This window comes from Anaeromyxobacter oryzisoli (assembly GCF_022690765.1).
In the GTDB taxonomy this organism is placed as follows: domain Bacteria; phylum Myxococcota; class Myxococcia; order Myxococcales; family Anaeromyxobacteraceae; genus Anaeromyxobacter; species Anaeromyxobacter oryzisoli.
Genome location: NZ_JALCZA010000098.1, coordinates 1 through 16,104, shown reverse-complemented (window position 1 = coordinate 16,104; position 16,104 = coordinate 1). Strand labels below are relative to the sequence as shown.

Sequence of the window (16,104 nt, the reverse complement as noted above, 5' to 3'; positions counted from 1 at the left end):
GGCGCCGAGGGCGACCTCGCCTGGCGCCGGGGAGATCTCGCCGGCGCCGCGGGGGCCTGGCGCAGCGCGCTCGCGGCGCGGCCGGACCGCGCCGACGCGCGGCTCCTCCAGGCGAAGCTCGCCGCGGTGGCGGATCCCGCCCTCGCCTCCGCGGCGCGCCCCTACCTGCTCGGGCTCGAGGCGCCGGAGACCGCGCTCGCCCGCCTCGCGCGCGTCCCGCGCCCGCTCGCCGGATACCTCGTCGGACGGGCGCGCGCGGCGCACGGCGACGAGGCGGGCGCCGCCCTCGCGCTCGAGCGCGCGCTCGCCGTTCCCGGCGCGCTGCCGCCGCTCCTCGATCGCGAGGCGCGGTTCACCCTGGGCGAGGCCCGCTGCGCCAGCGGCGCCGTGGACGCCGGCGCAGCGACGATCCGGGGCGTGCTGGCGATCGCGGCCGGCGCCGCGGAGCGGGCGCGACTCGAGGCGGCCCTGCGGCGGTGCGCGTTCGAGGAGCGGTGACCTCGATCACCGCGCCCGCCTCCCGCGTCGGGCACGGCCCGTGACCGTGACCGTGCTCCGTCACCGATCCCCGTGCCCGGGTCCCGGGTCCCGTGGCCCCTCGCCCGTGATCCGACGCTGCCGTCGGAGCACGGGCTCCGGGCCACCGGCCACGGGAATCGGTTCACGGGGGTACGGAGAAGACGGTGACGTGACGGGGTAGGTGCCCTTCGGGCAACGCCGGAGGCCGCGCCCGAGCCCGTGAGCGTGACCGTGACCGTGCTCCGTCACCGATCCCCGTGCCCGGGTCCCGGGTCCCGTGGCCCCTCGCCCGTGATCCGGGCGGGGCCCTCGGACCACGGGGCTTCGGGCCACGGGCCACGGGAATCGGTTCACGGGTCACGGAGAAGCCGGTGACGGTGACGGTGACGGTGACGGTGACGGTGACGGTGACGGTGACGGTGACGGTGACGGTGACGGGGTACGGGTACGGGTACGGGTACGCGTTCGGGTTCGCGTTCTGTGATGGACGCGGCCTACGCCCCCCCGCGGAGCCGGTCGATCGCGGCCCGGGGGTTCTTCACGCCGTTCTTGATCAGCCACCACGTCACCTTGAGGCCGCCGAGGGCGAGCACGCCGAGGTAGCCGTGCCCGAGGAGCCGGGTGGTGGGGGCGTCGATGTGGACGTGGACCTTCCGAGCGGGATCCCGGTCGAGGACGAGCTCGAAGAACGTGATCCCGAACTCGCCCACGTCGTCCGAGGCGAGCGACGTGAGCCGCCCGATCGCGCCGTCGGGGAGCGTGAGGGTGAAGTCCGGATCGGGCGCCGCACCCTCGCGAAGGGTGGGCGCGCCGGTCTCCAGGGTGAAGAAGGCGGGGCCGCCCGCGAGCACGAGGTTGACGCGGGCCCCCCGGGAGAGCGGCCGGGTCGCCTTGCGCGCCGCGGGTGACGTCTCGAAGAACGTGCGCAGGGCCTCGTAGCTCGTGGCGGACACGGCCTTCGATCTAACCAGCCGCTCGGCGGGTCGGGAGGGGGTGGCGCGCGCGCCATCGGGGGCCAGCAAGCGGCTCTGTTCACTCTCTTTCGTTGACGCGACCCCCGGTCCGGGCCAGAGTCCGACCCCATGAGAGCCTCCGCGATGGTTCGCCTCTCCGCCGTGCTGCTCGCCGCCGCCTCCGCCGTCGCGTGCAGCCCGCGGCTCCTCCCGGGCACCGACATCCGCGAGGATCGCGACACCCGGGCGATCTACGACCGCGTCCTGGCGTACCGCGAGGCGCTCCAGCGGCGCGATCCCCAGGCGATCCTCGCGATGGTCTCCCCCGACTACTTCGACACCGCGGGCACGCCCGAGCCGGAGGACGACGTGAACCGCGATCTCCTGGCGCAGCGCCTCCCCGCCGACCTCGAGAAGGTGGACTCGCTGAGGCTCGACGTCACGATCCGCAAGATCGAGGTCCACGGGGACCGCGCCGTCGCCGAGGTCTTCTTCGACGGCTGGTATCGGGTGAAGACGGCGGCCGGCGCGGTGCCGCGGCGCGACTCGGACATCCAGCAGCTCCGCCTCCGGAAGCTCGAGAACCAGTGGCTGTTCACGGGCGGGCTGTAGGCCGTCGCACCGACCCCCACTCGCCTCGAGCCGCTGGGGCGCACGCTGCCGGCCTGCGCGGGGCAGACCCTCCCTGCGCTGCTCGCCCTTCGACTCCGGCGCGCAGCGCGCGCCGGAGCCTGCCCTGAGCGGAGCTGCCGTAGGCAGCGGAGTCGAAGGACTCAGGGCGAACGGAGCTTCGAATGGTGGCGCCTCACACCCCCAGCAGATCCCGGTAGCCCGCGTCGCCCATCCCGCGGAGCGCCATGAGCCGATCGCGGTAGCGGCGCCAGTCCTTCCACGCGAGCCGATCCGCCCCGAGGCCGGTGAGGTGGAACGCGTGGATGCGCGAGACGGTGAAGCGGAGCGCGGCGTAGCGCGCCCACGGGTACAGCGCGGCGACGGTCTCGGGCTCGATCCGCCGCTTCGCGCGGTAGCCCTCGAGGAGCGCGTGCGCCCGGTCCGGCTCGTAGCGATCGACGTAGCACCAGGCGTTCACCGCCACGCCGAGGTCGTACGCGAACGGATCCACGCAGCTCATCTCCCAGTCGAGCAGGGAGCTCACCCGGTCGCCGAGCCAGAGCACGTTGTCGATGAACAGGTCGCCGTGCACCAGCCCGCGCGGCGCGCCCGGCAGGTCCCCGGCGCGGGCGAGCTCCTCCTCGAGCACCGGCAGCGCCGCCCTCACCTCCGCGTCGCCGCCGCCGTCCGGCCGCAGGTCCTCGAGCCAGCCGCGGACGCGCGGCACGCCGTACGGGTTGACCCGCTCGGCCGTGAAGCCGGCGGAGAGATCGTGGAGCCGCCCGAGCTGCTCGCCCAGGCGCTGGCACCGGGCCGGCCCGGCGGCGTCGCGGGCGATCTCCTCGCCCGGCGCGAAGGAGAACAGCATCGCCTGCTTGCCGGCGAACGGCACGAACGGGCGACCGTCCGCGGCGACGTTCAGGCGCGGCACCGGGAAGCGCGCCTCGAACAGGTAGCGCTGCACCTCCGCCTCGAAGAGGACGTCCGCGTCGGTCTTCCCCTCGTTGAGCCGCAGGAAGTAGCGCTCACCGCCCGCCCACAGGTGGTAGTTCGTGTTGACGCTGCCCTTCGGCTCGGGCTTCACGCGGTCGGGGGCGGGGAGGCCGAAGCAGCGGACCAGTGCAGCGATCTCTTCGGGGTTGAGGACGGTGTAGAGGGCCATCGGTCGAGGTCCCGGCACGTCGGCGCCGGGCCGGGCGAGAATGCCCGTCGCGGCCGGCAGCGTCAACACGGGGGGCCGGCGGTCCAGCGAGCGCCTCGACGACCTCGCGCCGAGGGGCGGCGAGGGCGAGCAGGGGGGCGAGGGCTTCCCGGGACGCGAAGCGACGCGATCGTCACCTCGCGGCCGGGCGGGGGGCCGTCCGTGCGGGGGGCCGTGGGTGCCGCTTCGCTGGCCCGGGGACCGGCGCGGCGGTAGAACCGCACCGGACCGCTCGCCGTCCCCCCGCCGGGGGCCGATCGAAAGTAGACTCGCCGCCGTGAGCCGGGAAAAGAAAGATCACATCGCGCTCTCCGACGAGCACAACTCGCGGGGGATCGAGCTGGCCGATCGCGGCTGGCTGGACGAGGCCATCAAGGAGTTCAACAAGGCGATCGAGCTCGACCCGAGCTCCGCCCACGCGCACGACAACCTCGCGACCGTCTACTCGGAGAAGAAGCTCTTCCGGGAGGCGCTGAACGAGTACCTCACCGCGATCCGGCTCGAGCCGGACAGCGCCAACGCGCACCACAACCTCGCCTGCTTCCTCGCGACCCACGCCGGCGACATGGCGGTCGGCGAGTACCAGGAGGCGATCCAGCTCGACCCGGAGTACCCGGACGCGCACCTCAACCTCGGCATCACCTACGCCGATCAGGGGAAGGACGAGGAGGGCGCGAAGGAGCTCCGGATCGCGATCGAGCTCGACCCGAAGGACCCGTTCCCGCGGCACGAGCTCGCGGCGCTGCTCATGGACCAAGGCGACTACCGCAGCGCGATCTCGCAGCTCAACGAGGTCGTCCGGCTCGAGCCCTCGAACTTCGAGGGGCACCTCGACCTCGGCATCTGCTACGCGCAGAAGGGCTTCTACGCCGAGGCGGAGCGGGCGTACGAGAAGGCCCGGGCGATCCAGCCGGAGGACCTGCTCCTGAACTACAACGTCGCGGCGCTGTACGCGCTGTGGGGGCGGCCCGGCGACGCGCTCGAGGCGCTGCGCAAGGCGATCGCCCAGGACGCGCCGAAGGTGCGCGGCTGGCTCGAGTCGGACCCGATGTTCGAGGGGCTCAAGGGCACGCCCGAGTTCGACGCGCTCGCGCACGGCTGAGAGCTTGTCGAAGAATTCGACGAGCTCTCAGGCCGACCCGCGTGAGCGGGGCGGCGGGTGGGGTGAAGCGCCCGAATTCACTTCGGGCGCGAGGGGCGGGCGACGGCCCGCCCCTCCTGGATGGTCAAGGCCCGTCGATTGTTCGACGGGCCTTGAGCGCCTCCTCCGTCGAGCGCGCCCTCGACGGTCGGTGACGGACACGCTCGGTCCGGGCGGACGAATGGTCGCACCGACCCAGCGCACGACTTCCCGCTTCCCATCCACACCGTCCCTTCGCTAGCCTCGGGGTCATGCCCGAGCTGGCGTTCTTCCGCCACGGGGAGGAGCTCCTCCGCGTGGCCCTGGGGGACCGGACCGACATCGGCCGCGCCCCCGAGTGCGACGTCTCGCTGCCGGATCCCGCGCTGTCCCGCCTGCACGCCATCGTCGAGCGGCGCGGCGACGGCTTCTACCTGCTCGATCGCTCCGGCCGGGGGACGTCCGTCGGCTGCGCGGAGGTCGCCGAGGCGCGGCTGGAGGACGGCGCCGAGATCGCCCTCGGCACCTGGCGCGCCCTCTTCCGCGCCGCCGTGCGGACGGACGCCGAGGAGACCCGCGCGCGGGGCGCGACGGAGGTGCGCGCCCCCTCCGCGATCGCGGCGCCGGCCGCGGCGCGGCTGCGCGTCCGCGCCGGCGGACGCGAGCGGACCGTGCCGGTCACCAGCGCCGGCGTCGTGGTCGGCAAGGACCCGACCTGCGACGCCCCCGTGGACGACCCGTTCGTCTCCGCGCGCCACCTGCGGATCGTGCCGCAGGGCGGCGGGTGGGTCCTCACCGACCTCGGCTCCACCAACGGCACGTTCCTCTCCGGCGCGCGCATCACGCGGGCGGAGCTGCCCTTCGGCGTCGCCGTGACGCTCGGGGACGCCGAGCTCGTGCTCGAGCCACGCGACGCCCAGGAGCCGCCGCGCGCCGAGGCGTTCGAGGGGATGATCTCGCGCGACCCCGGCATGCGACAGGTGTTCGAGCTGGTCGAGCGGGTCGGCGCGTCGGACGCCGCCGTGACCATCCTCGGCGAGACCGGCACCGGCAAGGAGCTGGTCGCGCGCGCCCTGCACGCCCGCTCGCCGCGGCGGGACGCGCCCTTCATCCCGGTGAACTGCTCCGCCATCGCGGAGACGCTCATCGAGTCCGAGCTGTTCGGCCACGAGAAGGGGGCGTTCTCCGGCGCGGAGCGGCTCCGGAAGGGAGCGTTCGAGGAGGCGGATCGCGGGACGATCTTCCTCGACGAGATCGGCGAGCTGCCGCTCGACCTCCAGCCCAAGCTGCTGCGCGTCCTCGAGCTCGGCGAGGTGAAGCGCGTGGGCGCGTCGCGCCCGCTCCAGGTGAACGTCCGGATCGTGGCCGCCACCCACCGCGACCTCCGCGCCCAGGTGAGGGCCGGGAAGTTCCGCGAGGACCTCTTCTACCGGCTGTGCGTCGTGCCCGTCACGATCCCCCCGCTCCGGCAACGCCGCGGCGACGTGCGCGCCCTGGCGGAGGCGTTCCTCGCCCGCTCCGCGCCGCGCGGCGTCCCGGTCCGCTTCGGCGACGAGGCCCTCGCGAAGCTCGAGGGGTACGACTGGCCGGGCAACGTCCGGCAGCTCCGGAACGTGGTGCAGCGCGCGCTCCTCTTCCGCGGCGAGGGGCAGCGCGTCCCGGCCGCCGCGATCACGTTCGAGGACACCCGCGCCACGCCGGCGGCGGGCGGCGACGACGACACGATCTACGCGCGCGGCCTCACGCTCGAGGAGATCGAGCGCGAGGCGATCCGGCTCTCGCTGCGCCGGAACCGCGGGAAGCGCGCCGCCGTGGTGAGGGAGCTCCGGATCGCCAAGAGCACGGTGATGAAGCGGATCGGCCAGTGGGGGCTGCACGAGGAAGGCCGCACGCCGGGCGAGCCCCCCGAGCCGGAGGAGGACGAGGGATAGGGGACGCGGGTCCGGGGACCCCCTCCCCTACCGCTTCTTCGCCGCGGGCCTGCTCTTCCGCTCGGCGGGCTCCCGCGCGGACGGCTCCGGCGGCTGGAGCCGCGCGAGCCGCTCCCGGGCCTTCGCGGCCGCGGGGCTCTTCGGGAACTTCGTCACGAGCTCGCGCAGCACGACCGGCGCTTCCTTCCTCAGGTCCTCGAGCTCGAGCATGGCGTCGCCCATGCCGAGCATCGCGTCGGGGAGCCGCTCCGATCTGGGCGCGTGCTCGTAGACCCAGCCGTAGGCGACGAGCGCGTCGCGCCAGCGCTTCTGGGCGGAGAGCAGCTCCCCCGAGCGGTACGCCGCCTCGGGCGCGCTCGCGTCGTTCGGGAACCGCTTCACGTACTCGTCGTAGAGCGCGCGGGCCACGCCGCGGTCGCCCGCGGCCTCGCTCTTCTGCGCGAGGGCGAGGAACGCCGGCCTGTCGTCCGGCTTCGGCAGCGTGTCGATCCGCTCCTGCGCGAGCACCTCGTCGAGCGCGCCCTTCCCCTGGAGGCCGGCGAAGCGGCGGTCCGTCTTCGAGCGGTACGCCGCGGCGGCCCGGTCGAGCTCGGCGAGGTCGTGCCGGGTCACCTCCTGCTCGCCCCGGAGCTTCGCCACGTCGTCGGTCAGCCGCACGAGCTGCACGCCGAGGTCGGCGCCGCTGCGGCGCGCCGCCTGGTTGAGCTCGTCGATCTTGTGCTGGACCTCGGCGATCTTCTTGTCGGCGGCCGCGATCCGGCCCTGGAGCGCCTTCTGCTGCTCCTCGATGCGACGCCCGTGCTCGGCCTGGGTCGCCTCGAGGTTGTCGAGGCGCGTCTCCATGAGGCGGCCGCGCTCGAGCGGCACCCAGCAGGCGGACAGCGACAGGAGCGCGAGCGCGGGCGCCGCGCGGAGGGCGGAGCGGAGCGTCACCGGGAGACCTGGAACTCCACGCGCCGGTTCTGGCTCCAGCACGCCTCGTTCGACTCGGTGCACAGCGGGCTCTCCTCGCCGTTCCCCACCGTCTGGATCTTCCCCGACACGCCGAGATCGCCGAGGTACTTCTTCGCCGCCTCGGCGCGCTTCGCGGAGAGGGCCACGTTGTACTGCGCCGTGCCGCGCTCGTCGGCGTACCCGTTCGCGGTGATCGCCTTCGCGGGCGCGCGCTTCAGGCAGTCCGCGAGCTTCTGGAGCGTCTGCTGCGACGCGGAGGTGATGGCGTAGCGGTCGAAGTCGAACCGGATCGTGAACGACGTCGCGTCGCTGCACTCGGCCGGCACCGCGCCGGCCTCGGCGCCGGCGGCGCCCGCGGCGCCCGCGCCGGCCTCCGGCTGCACGGCGGCCTTCTTCTCGACGCAGCGCTCGGCGACGCACTCCTGGCCCGCGGGGCACGGCGTGTCCGGACCGCACTGCGGCTTCGGCGCGCACTGGTTGTCGCGGCACACGAACCCGGCCTGGCAGTCGGAGTCCTGGCCGCACTCCTGGCACCGCCCCTCGACGCAGACCTTGCCGACGCCCTCCTGCGACGCGCAGTCCGCGCTGGACTTGCACTCGCCCTTCTTCAGCTTCGGCGCGCAGCCGGCGAAAGCCACGGCGGTGATGACGGACAGTGCGAGGAGCAGGACGCGTTGCATGGGGGGTCTCCAGGGGCGATGCGCGAGCCGGGCTCGCGTGCGATGGCATCGCTTATTTGCTCCGTTCGGAACGGCTGTCAAAGGATTTCCTTCCCCCCTGACCATCCGGGATTACCATCGGATCCATGCCCGTCACCGTCCTCGTCGTGGACGACGAGAAGAACATCCAGCTCACGCTGTCCCGGGCGCTGTCGATGGAAGGGTACGCCGTCGAGGCGGCCGGCGGCGGGCGCGAGGCGCTCGAGAAGATCGCGGCGCAGCCGGTGGACGTGGTGGTGATGGACGTCCGGATGCCGGACCTGGATGGGTTGTCCGTCCTGCAGAAGGCGCGGGAGACCCGCCCCGACCTCCCGGTGGTGATCATGTCCGGGCACGGGTCGATCGAGACGGTGCGGAGCGCCTTCAAGCTCGGCGCCTTCGACTACCTCGAGAAGCCCATCACGGAGAAGGAGAAGCTCCTCGTCGCGGTGAAGAACGCCCTCGCCCTGGAGACCCTCCGGGCGGAGAACGCGGCCCTCCGGCGCGAGGCCGGCCTCTCGGAGATGATCGGCGGCGGGCCCGCGATGCGGAAGCTGTTCGAGCTGGTGCGCCGCGCCGCCCCCTCCGAAGGGCGCGTCCTCGTCACCGGCGAGAACGGCACGGGGAAGGAGCTCGTCGCCCGGGCGATCCACGAGCACTCGCGGCGCAAGGACCGGCCGTTCGTGAAGCTGAACTGCGCGGCGGTCCCGGCCGAGCTCATCGAGAGCGAGCTCTTCGGGCACGAGCGCGGCGCGTTCACCGGAGCGGTCGCGGCCCGCAAGGGGAAGTTCGAGCTCGCCGACGGGGGCACGCTCTTCCTCGACGAGGTGGGCGACATGCCCGCGGCGATGCAGGCGAAGGTCCTCCGCGTCCTCCAGGAGGGCGAGTTCGAGCGCGTCGGCGGCGCGCAGACGCTCCGATGCGACGTGCGGGTGGTGGCGGCGACGAACAAGGACCTCCCGGCCGAGGTGCAGGCCGGCCGCTTCCGCGAGGACCTCTACTACCGGTTGAACGTGGTCCCGATCCACTCCCCGCCCCTGCGCGAGCGGCGCGAGGACGTCCCGGAGCTCTCGACCCGCTTCCTCGGCGAGGCGTGCGAGCGCAACGGCCGACGGCCGATGCGGCTCGCGCGCGAGGCGCTGCTCGCGCTCCAGGCGCACGACTGGCCGGGCAACGTCCGCGAGCTCCGGAACCTGATCGAGCGCCTGGCGATCCTCTGCGACGGACCGGAGATCTCGGCCGACGACGTGGCGGCGGTGCTGCCCGGCACCCGCCGGCCGCGCGCCGATCGGTTCCGCGTCGGCGCCTCCTTCCACGAGCTCGTGGAGGAGGCCGAGCGCGAGATCATCCTGGGCGCCCTGGACGCGAACCACGACAACGTGTCGGACACGGCGCGCACCCTCGACCTCGAGCGGAGCCACCTCTACAAGAAGATGAGGGCGCTGGGGATCAAGCGGGGCGGGGGCGAGTAGGCTCGGGGGAGCCTTCGCGCTCGTCCTTCGTTCCGAACGCGTACCCGTACCCGTACCCGTCACCGTGACCGTTCCCCGTGCCCGCTTCCCGCCTCCCGTGTCCCCTGGCCCGTGATCCGACGGCGGGTCGGGGCACGGGCCACGGGCCACGGGCCACGCGACCCGGTTCACGGATCACGGAGATGCCGGTGACGGTGACGGGCACGGAGACCGCTCGGCTCCCCCCGCGTCACCGCGCCCGCACCCCCGCCGTGTCCCCTCGTCCACGCCGCCGCGGAATCCCTGCTGCGCCCGTGCGTTTCCCTCCAGCGGACGCCTGGCACGCCCGCTGCTCTCCCCCGGAGGCGACATGCCTCCCCGCGATCCGGTCGCTTTGCCCGTCGCCCTGCCTGGCGCTATCGTTCGAGCCCCCGTGGACATCCCCCAAGACCACACCTTGCCGACGCCCGCTCCCTTGCCCGTCTCGACGGCCGAGCGGGCCGAAGTGGAGCCCCGCGTGCGCCGTCGCCGTCTCTCCCCTCGCGCTCACCAGGGCCTGCGCCTCGCCGCGATCGTCGCGCTCGGCGGCCTGCTCGTCGGCGGCGGCCTGCTCTTCGCCTGGACGCGCGAGCTGCCGGCGTTCGACACGCTGAAGGACTACGAGCCGCTGGTCTCGACGCGCGTGTTCGGCGCGAACGGCAAGGTGGTCTTCGAGTTCGCGCGCGAGCGCCGGACCGTCGTCCCGCTCCAGGAGATCCCCGACGTCCTCAAGAGGGCGGTGCTCGCCGCCGAGGACGCCCGCTTCTACGAGCACGAGGGGCTGAACTACCTCGCCATCGGGCGCTGCGTGGTGAAGGGGCTCCTCGGCGGCGGCGTGAAGTGCGGCGGGTCCACGATCACGCAGCAGGTCGTCAAGACGTTCCTCCTCCAGAGCGACTCGCGCGTGAAGCGCAAGGTGAAGGAGCTGGTCCTCGCCCCGCGCCTCGAGCGGAACCTCTCGAAGGACGAGATCCTCTACCTCTACCTGAACCAGATCTACCTCGGGCACCTCCGCTACGGCGTCGAGGAGGCGAGCCGCTTCTACTTCGGGAAGGGCGTGAAGTCCCTCACCCTCGGCGAGGCGGCGATGCTCGCGGGGGTGATCCAGTCGCCGATGCGCTGGTCGCCGGTCAACCACCCCACCGCCGCGAAGGAGCGGCAGCGCTACGTGCTGCGCCGGATGCACGAGGAGGGCTGGATCTCGAAGGCGCAGTACGAGGCGGAGCTCGCGCGGCCGATCGTGGTGTCGCCGCCCGAGGCCGACCCGCCCGGCATCTGGTACCAGGACGCCGTCCGCAAGTACCTCGTCGACAAGTACGGCGAGGACCGGGTGGACACCGCCGGCCTCCAGGTGGACGTGGCGATGGACCCGGTGATGCAGCGCTACGCCGACTCGGCGATCGACGCCGGGCTGCGGCAGGTGGACAAGCGCCAGGGCTGGCGCGGCCCCCTGCTCCACCTCGACCGCGAGCGGCTCGCCGCCGCGATCCCGCTCTGGCGGAAGCGGCTCGAGGCGGTCGAGCCGCGGCCCGGCGAGGTCCTGGTGTGGGACCTCGGGCGCGTGAACCCGGAGCAGATCGACCCCGGCGAGGACCAGGAGAAGGACGTCGCGCGGATGGCGCGGGCGAAGCCGCTCCAGACCGGCGAGATCTACGCCGGACTCGTCACCCGGGTGGACGACAAGGCGGCGCAGGTGGACCTCGGGAACGCGCGGGGCGAGATCCCGTTCTCCGACGTCCGCTGGGCCCGGAAGTGGAACCCGGCGGTCGGGACCGCGGCGCCGAAGCGGATGGGCTCGGTCCTCTCGGCGGGTGACGTGGTGCTCGTCCGCGTGATGCCGGCGAAGCTCCCGCCGGAGCGGGCGGCCCGCGAGCGCCGGCCGCTCGCCCTCTCCCTCGAGCAGACCCCGAAGGTGCAGGGCGCCCTGGTGGCGATCGACCCGGTGACCCGCGGCGTCCGCGCGCTCGTGGGCGGCCTCGACTACCAGGCGTCGCAGTTCAACCGCGCGCTCCAGGCGAAGCGGCAGCCGGGCAGCGCGATGAAGCCGTTCGTGTGGGGCGCGGCGCTCGAGTCCCGGCGCTACACGCCGGGGACGGTGGTCTACGACACGCCGGACGTCTACCGGGATCAGTGGACGGGGAAGGAGTGGAAGCCGCGCAACTTCGAGCGGGACGAGTTCGACGGCCCCATGCTCCTCGGCGCGGCGCTCGCCCACTCGAAGAACACCGTCGCGGTGAAGCTCCTGGACACCCTCGGCGTGGACGCGGTGATCGGGTTCGCCCGGCGGATGGGGATCGCCTCCGACCTGCCGCGGAACCTGACGCTCGCCCTCGGCACCGGCGAGGTCTACCCCATCGAGCTCGTGAACGCGTACGCGTCGATCGCGGCGCACGGGTTCTCGACGCCCCCCCTCCTCGTGCTGCGCGTGCGGGACCGGACGGGCAAGGTGCTCGAGGAGACGCGGCCCGCCCAGCCGCCCCCGCTCGCCGTCGCGCCCGCCGCGGCCGTGCCCGCGAGCGCCGCCGACACCGCCGCGGACGCCGCCGCCGACGCGAGCGCGACGGACGCGCCCGCCGCCGAGGGCGCCCCGCCGGACGCGCCCGCCGCGCCCCCGGCCCCGCCCTTCGTCCTCCCCTCGTCCGGCACCCGCCCCGACGTCGCCTTCGTCCTGACGTCCCTCATGCGCCAGGTGGTCGAGTCCGGCACCGGGGTCGCGGCGCGCGCCCTCGCCCGGCCCACCGCGGGGAAGACCGGCACGGCGCAGGATCACCGCGACGCCTGGTTCGTCGGGTTCACGCCCGAGCTCGTCACCGGCGTCTGGATCGGGTTCGACGACAACTCGCCGCTCGGCGGCCACGAGACCGGCGCCGGCGCCGCCCTGCCGCCCTGGCTCGCCTTCATGCAGGCGGCGGTCGGGGGCCACGCGGTGGCCGAGTTCCGGTCGGCGCCGGGGATCGAGTACGCCCGGATCGACCCGGCGACCGGCCTCCGCGCTCCGGAGGGGGAGGCGAACGCCCTGCTCCTGCCGTTCCTCGCCGGGACGGCGCCGACGCAGGCGCCCGCCGCGAGCTCGGGAGCGGCGCCGCAGAACTTCTTCATGGACGATCGGTGACGGACCTGGGAAGGAAGGGGGCCCGATGCGCCTCCTCACCGTCGCCGTTCTCGCCGCCGCGTGCGCCGCCGCGCCCGCCCGCGGCGCGCCCCGCCCATCGGCCCTGACCTCGACCGCCGAGGCGCTCTCCGACGCCCTCGGACCGCCCGCGGAGGGGCGCCGCGCCCTGGCGCTCGCGGTCGAGGCGCGCGTCCCCTCCCTCGCCGCGCCGGTCGAGGCCGCGGTGGAGGGCGCGCTCTCGCGGCGCGGTTACGCCGTCACGCCCCTGCGCGGCGCGGTGGACCCCGAGGCCGCGGCGCGCGCCGGCGGGCAGGACTGGCTGCTGCGGGTCCAGGCCGGCCTCGTCCCCGGCCGGCGGGAGCTCGCCCTCGTGGGCGAGCTGGTGCCGATGTGGGCGTCGTTCTTCCTGCAGCGGCACCCGGGGGCGCGCGCGATCCCGCCGCGGCTCGTCCAGGCGCGCGCCGACGCCGATCCGGAGACGCTCCTCCTCGGGCGCGAGGGGCGCCGCGCCGGGGCGCCCTTCGCCGTCGTCCGGCGCCTGGCGCGCCTCGACGGCCGGGTCCTCGCCCTGGCGGTGGGTGAAGTGCCCGACGTGGAGGGCGCGGCGATCGCGGCGGCGACCCCCGACGGTGAGCGGCTCCTCTCGGCCGCCGGCGCTCCCATCGCGGCGCGCGCGGCGGACCTCGGCTCGGCCCGGCCGGTGCGGGAGCCGGCCGCCGTCATCGCGATCGGCGACTACGGCCGTGGCCGCGTCGCGGTGCAGCACGCCGGCGCGCCCGCCGGCGAGGTGCTCGCCGTGCGGGACGGGCGCCTCGAGGCGGTCGGGGCGCTCGTCGCCGCCCCGCTCTGCGCCGGCGAGGCGGGCTCGCTCTTCGGCGCCTACGCCCCGGGGACGGGAGCCCTCCTCGACGTCCTCTCGCCCCGCGCCGACCCCGACGCTCGCCCGCGCTCTCCGCGCCTCCTCTACCGGGTGGCCGCGGCGCCGCGCGGCGGCGGCCCGATCGCCTTCGCCGCGCTCGGGCAGGACCTGCGGCTCGAGCTGCTCGACGCGGGGCTCGCACCGGCCGGCCCGTCGCTCGAGGGCGTCGGCGCGGGGCTCGCGCTCGCGGACCTCGACGGCGACGGCACCGCCGAGGTGATCGCCTCCGCGCCGTCGCCGTCGCCGGCGCCGGCGCCGCGCCAGTCCACCCCGCGCGCGGACCGGATCCGGATCCTCGCGCCCCGCGCGGCGGCGCCGCTCCTGCTCGAGTCGGGCCCGATCGAGGGCGCGATCCTCGCGGGCGCCGCCGGCGACCTCACCGGCGACGGGCTCGACGACGCCGTGCTCGCCGCCGTCGTCGCGACGCCGGACGGCGGCGCCGCGACCGACCTCTACCTCGTCACCGCCGACCCGCGGGAGGTGCCGTGACCCGTCCCCTCGCCGCGACGCTCGGCCTGCTCCTCGCCGTCCCCGCCGCCGCCGACGTCCCGCCCGCGTACGGGGGCACGATCCGGATCGCGCTCCCGTCCGCGCCGCGCGTGCTCGACCCCGCCCGCGCGGTGGAGCCCGCCGACCTGGTCGCGGTCCGCGCGCTCCACGCGCCGCTCCTCGAGATCGGGGCCGACGGCCGGCTCGCGCCGGGGCTCCTCGGCGAGGTCCCCGCGCCGGAGGTGGGCGGCCGGCTGTTCCGGCTCCGCCTCGCCCCCGGCCTGCGCTTCTCCGACGGCACGCCCGTCACGGCCGCCGACGTCGGCGCGAGCCTCGCGCGCCTCCTCGTCCGGGAGCCGCGCTCGCCGCACGCGTGGGTGGCCCTCCCGATCCTGGGCGCGGACGCGGTGCAGGAGGGGCGCGCCGCCTCGGTGGCGGGCCTCCGGGTGCTCTCCGAGCGCGAGCTGCTCGTCACCCTCGCGTTCCCGCTCCCCGAGTACCCGTGGGCGCTCGCCGCGCTCCCCGCCGCGGTCGTGTCGCCCCGCGGCGCGGGCGCCGGCCCGTTCGCGCTCGCGACGCAGGACGGGCGCGAGGCGCGCCTCGCGGCGAACGCCCACCACCGGCGCGGCCGGCCGTTCGCCGACGCGCTGGTGCTGTCCGGCCCCGACGCGCGCGGCGCGGCGCGGGCGCTCCGGGCGGGCGCGCTCGACCTCGTGCTCCGCCCCGAGCCGGCCGGTGGCGTCGCGGTCGGGAGCACGCCGCCGTTCCTCGCCACGGTCGCGGCGACGAGCCCCCGCCTCGGCGCCGGCGCCGTCGCCGTGCGGCGCGTCCTCGCGGCGCTCGATCGGGCCGCGCTCGGCCGCCTCTTCGCGCGCGGCCCCGTGGTGCCGCTCGAGACGATCCTCCCGCCCGCGGTCGTCCCGGGCGCGCCACCGAGGACGGAGGGCGGCCCCGCCGGTCCGCTCCCGCCGCGGCTCGTGCTGCTGATCCGGGCCGGCGCGCCCGATCAGCGCGCCCTCGCCGAGCGGCTCCAGGTGAAGCTCTTCGACCACCACGTCCGCGCGAGCGTGGACGAGGAGCCCCCCGCGCGCTTCGCGGCCCGGCTCGCGTCGGGCGACTACGACGTCGCCCTCGTGCCGGTCCCGATCCTCGCCCTCGCCCCCGCCGTCGCGGCGGGAGAGGTCGCGTACGCGGTGCGGGGGCCCGCGGCGGCGCGGCGCGCGATGGCGGCGCTCGCCGGCGCCCCGCCGGCGGAGGCCCCGGCGCGGCTCGCCACCCTCGCCCGGGCGCTCGAGGTCGTGCCGCTCGTCGCGACGGGCCTGAGGGCCAGCGCGACGCCCGCGCTCCAGGGCGTCGCGCCGCGGCCGGACGGCGGGGTCGATCCCGGCGACCTGTGGCTCCTCGGAGGAGGCGCGAGATGACCCTGCGCGCGAAGCTCGCCCTCGCCTTCGCGGTGTTCGCGGTGGTGCCGCTCGCGGCCGCGCTCGTCCCCGTCTCCCGCGCCCTCTCCCGCGCCCTCGCCTCCGAGCACCGGGCCCGGCTCGACGGCGCGGCGACCGCGGTCCGGGGCGAGCTGGAGCGGCTCGGCGACGACGCCGCGGCGGCGGTCCAGGACCTCGCCGCGGCCCCGGAGCTGGAGGCGTTCGCGCGAGACCGCGAGGCGGAGCTGCTCTCCCCCGCCGAGGCGGCGGGCCGGGCCGGCGAGTGGATGGGCGCGCGCGGCCTCGACGTGCTCGCGATCGCGGAGGCCGACGGCCGGGTGATCTCGTCCGGCCACCTGCCGGGGCGGGCGGGCGACGTGGACCCCGAGCTCGCGGCGCTGCTCGCGACCGCGCGGGCCGGGCGCGCCGCCTTCCGGATCGTCCCCCGGGCGGGGCCGGACGGCATCGAGCCGGTGCTCGCGGTCCTCGCGTGGACACCGGTCCCGGGCGCCCCCGCGCTCCGCGTCGCCGGCGGGCTCGCGCTCGGCGCCGACCGCGCCGAGCGGCTCGCCGCGCTCACGGGCGGCGAGGTCGCGATCCGCGCCGCGGACGGCACGCTCCTCGCCGAGGCGCGAGCGCCGGACGCGCCGGGCGGGCGCATGTGGTGGCGCCTCGCCCGGCTCGC

11 protein-coding genes and 2 pseudogenes are annotated in these 16,104 nt (G+C 75.6%); 9 read left to right on the top strand and 4 right to left on the bottom strand.

Annotated features, from left to right (window positions below; genetic code table 11):
- Nucleotides 1–498: pseudogene (locus tag MNZ27_RS20580) on the top strand (type VI secretion system protein); the annotation flags it as partial.
- 515 nt (nucleotides 499–1,013) lie between these two features.
- On the opposite strand, the gene MNZ27_RS20575 reads toward MNZ27_RS20580, so the two are convergent.
- Complete coding sequence (locus MNZ27_RS20575) at nucleotides 1,014–1,472, bottom strand: AAA family ATPase (RefSeq protein WP_242395960.1); 459 nt, start codon at nucleotides 1,470–1,472, stop codon at nucleotides 1,014–1,016.
- Nucleotides 1,473–1,616: 144 nt separating this feature from the next.
- On the opposite strand from MNZ27_RS20575, the gene MNZ27_RS20570 reads away from it, so the two are divergent.
- Nucleotides 1,617–2,084 (top strand): ester cyclase, encoded by a 468-nt coding sequence (locus tag MNZ27_RS20570; protein WP_242395959.1) that lies wholly within the window; start codon nucleotides 1,617–1,619, stop codon nucleotides 2,082–2,084.
- Nucleotides 2,085–2,277: 193 nt separating this feature from the next.
- On the opposite strand, the gene MNZ27_RS20565 is transcribed toward MNZ27_RS20570, so the two are convergent.
- Nucleotides 2,278–3,246, bottom strand: coding sequence for a homoserine kinase (locus tag MNZ27_RS20565; protein ID WP_242395958.1), 969 nt, complete (start codon nucleotides 3,244–3,246; stop codon nucleotides 2,278–2,280).
- A 316-nt stretch (nucleotides 3,247–3,562) separates the two neighbouring features.
- On the opposite strand from MNZ27_RS20565, the gene MNZ27_RS20560 reads away from it, so the two are divergent.
- Both MNZ27_RS20560 and MNZ27_RS20555 read left to right on the top strand, forming a co-directional pair.
- Nucleotides 3,563–4,387 carry a tetratricopeptide repeat protein gene (locus MNZ27_RS20560; RefSeq protein ID WP_242395957.1) on the top strand — a complete coding sequence of 275 codons (825 nt, stop codon included), beginning with the start codon at nucleotides 3,563–3,565 and terminating at the stop codon, nucleotides 4,385–4,387.
- A gap of 290 nt (nucleotides 4,388–4,677) precedes the next feature.
- Nucleotides 4,678–6,336, top strand: coding sequence for a sigma 54-interacting transcriptional regulator (locus MNZ27_RS20555; protein WP_242395956.1), 1,659 nt, complete (start codon nucleotides 4,678–4,680; stop codon nucleotides 6,334–6,336).
- A 27-nt stretch (nucleotides 6,337–6,363) separates the two neighbouring features.
- Here MNZ27_RS20555 and MNZ27_RS20550 read toward each other — a convergent pair whose 3' ends face one another.
- Both MNZ27_RS20550 and MNZ27_RS20545 read right to left on the bottom strand, forming a co-directional pair.
- Nucleotides 6,364–7,269 carry a tol-pal system protein gene (locus MNZ27_RS20550; protein ID WP_242395955.1) on the bottom strand — a complete coding sequence of 302 codons (906 nt, stop codon included), beginning with the start codon at nucleotides 7,267–7,269 and terminating at the stop codon, nucleotides 6,364–6,366.
- A complete protein-coding gene (locus MNZ27_RS20545; RefSeq protein WP_242395954.1) occupies nucleotides 7,266–7,970 on the bottom strand; it encodes an OmpA family protein in 705 nt (234 codons plus the stop codon). The genes MNZ27_RS20550 and MNZ27_RS20545 overlap by 4 nt, the downstream gene beginning before the upstream one ends.
- Before the next feature lie 125 nt (nucleotides 7,971–8,095).
- Between MNZ27_RS20545 and MNZ27_RS20540 the strand changes: the two genes are divergently transcribed.
- From MNZ27_RS20540 to MNZ27_RS20520, 5 genes and pseudogenes are all read left to right on the top strand, one after another.
- On the top strand, nucleotides 8,096–9,460 hold the full coding sequence (locus MNZ27_RS20540) for a sigma-54-dependent transcriptional regulator (protein ID WP_242395953.1): 1,365 nt from the start codon (nucleotides 8,096–8,098) through the stop codon (nucleotides 9,458–9,460).
- A gap of 496 nt (nucleotides 9,461–9,956) precedes the next feature.
- Entirely contained in the window at nucleotides 9,957–12,590 is a 2,634-nt protein-coding gene (locus MNZ27_RS20535; protein ID WP_308198003.1) for a penicillin-binding protein 1A, read from the top strand.
- 25 nt (nucleotides 12,591–12,615) lie between these two features.
- Nucleotides 12,616–13,998 (top strand): VCBS repeat-containing protein, encoded by a 1,383-nt coding sequence (locus tag MNZ27_RS20530; protein ID WP_242395951.1) that lies wholly within the window; start codon nucleotides 12,616–12,618, stop codon nucleotides 13,996–13,998.
- Nucleotides 13,995–15,419: an ABC transporter substrate-binding protein gene (locus tag MNZ27_RS20525; RefSeq protein ID WP_242395950.1), complete on the top strand. Its 1,425-nt coding sequence runs from the start codon at nucleotides 13,995–13,997 to the stop codon at nucleotides 15,417–15,419. The genes MNZ27_RS20530 and MNZ27_RS20525 overlap by 4 nt, the downstream gene beginning before the upstream one ends.
- Nucleotides 15,416–16,104: pseudogene (locus MNZ27_RS20520) on the top strand (sensor histidine kinase); the annotation flags it as partial. The gene MNZ27_RS20525 and the pseudogene MNZ27_RS20520, both read left to right, overlap by 4 nt.

Excerpts from the sequence above, each read along its gene's own strand:
- MNZ27_RS20570 (WP_242395959.1), top strand. The coding sequence starts at position 1,617 with ATGGTTCGCCTCTCCGCCGTGCTGCTCGCCGCCGCCTCCGCCGTCGCG.
- MNZ27_RS20565 (WP_242395958.1), bottom strand. The coding sequence starts at position 3,246 with ATGGCCCTCTACACCGTCCTCAACCCCGAAGAGATCGCTGCACTGGTC.
- MNZ27_RS20555 (WP_242395956.1), top strand. The coding sequence starts at position 4,678 with ATGCCCGAGCTGGCGTTCTTCCGCCACGGGGAGGAGCTCCTCCGCGTG.
- MNZ27_RS20545 (WP_242395954.1), bottom strand. The coding sequence starts at position 7,970 with ATGCAACGCGTCCTGCTCCTCGCACTGTCCGTCATCACCGCCGTGGCT.
- MNZ27_RS20540 (WP_242395953.1), top strand. The coding sequence starts at position 8,096 with ATGCCCGTCACCGTCCTCGTCGTGGACGACGAGAAGAACATCCAGCTC.
- MNZ27_RS20530 (WP_242395951.1), top strand. The coding sequence starts at position 12,616 with ATGCGCCTCCTCACCGTCGCCGTTCTCGCCGCCGCGTGCGCCGCCGCG.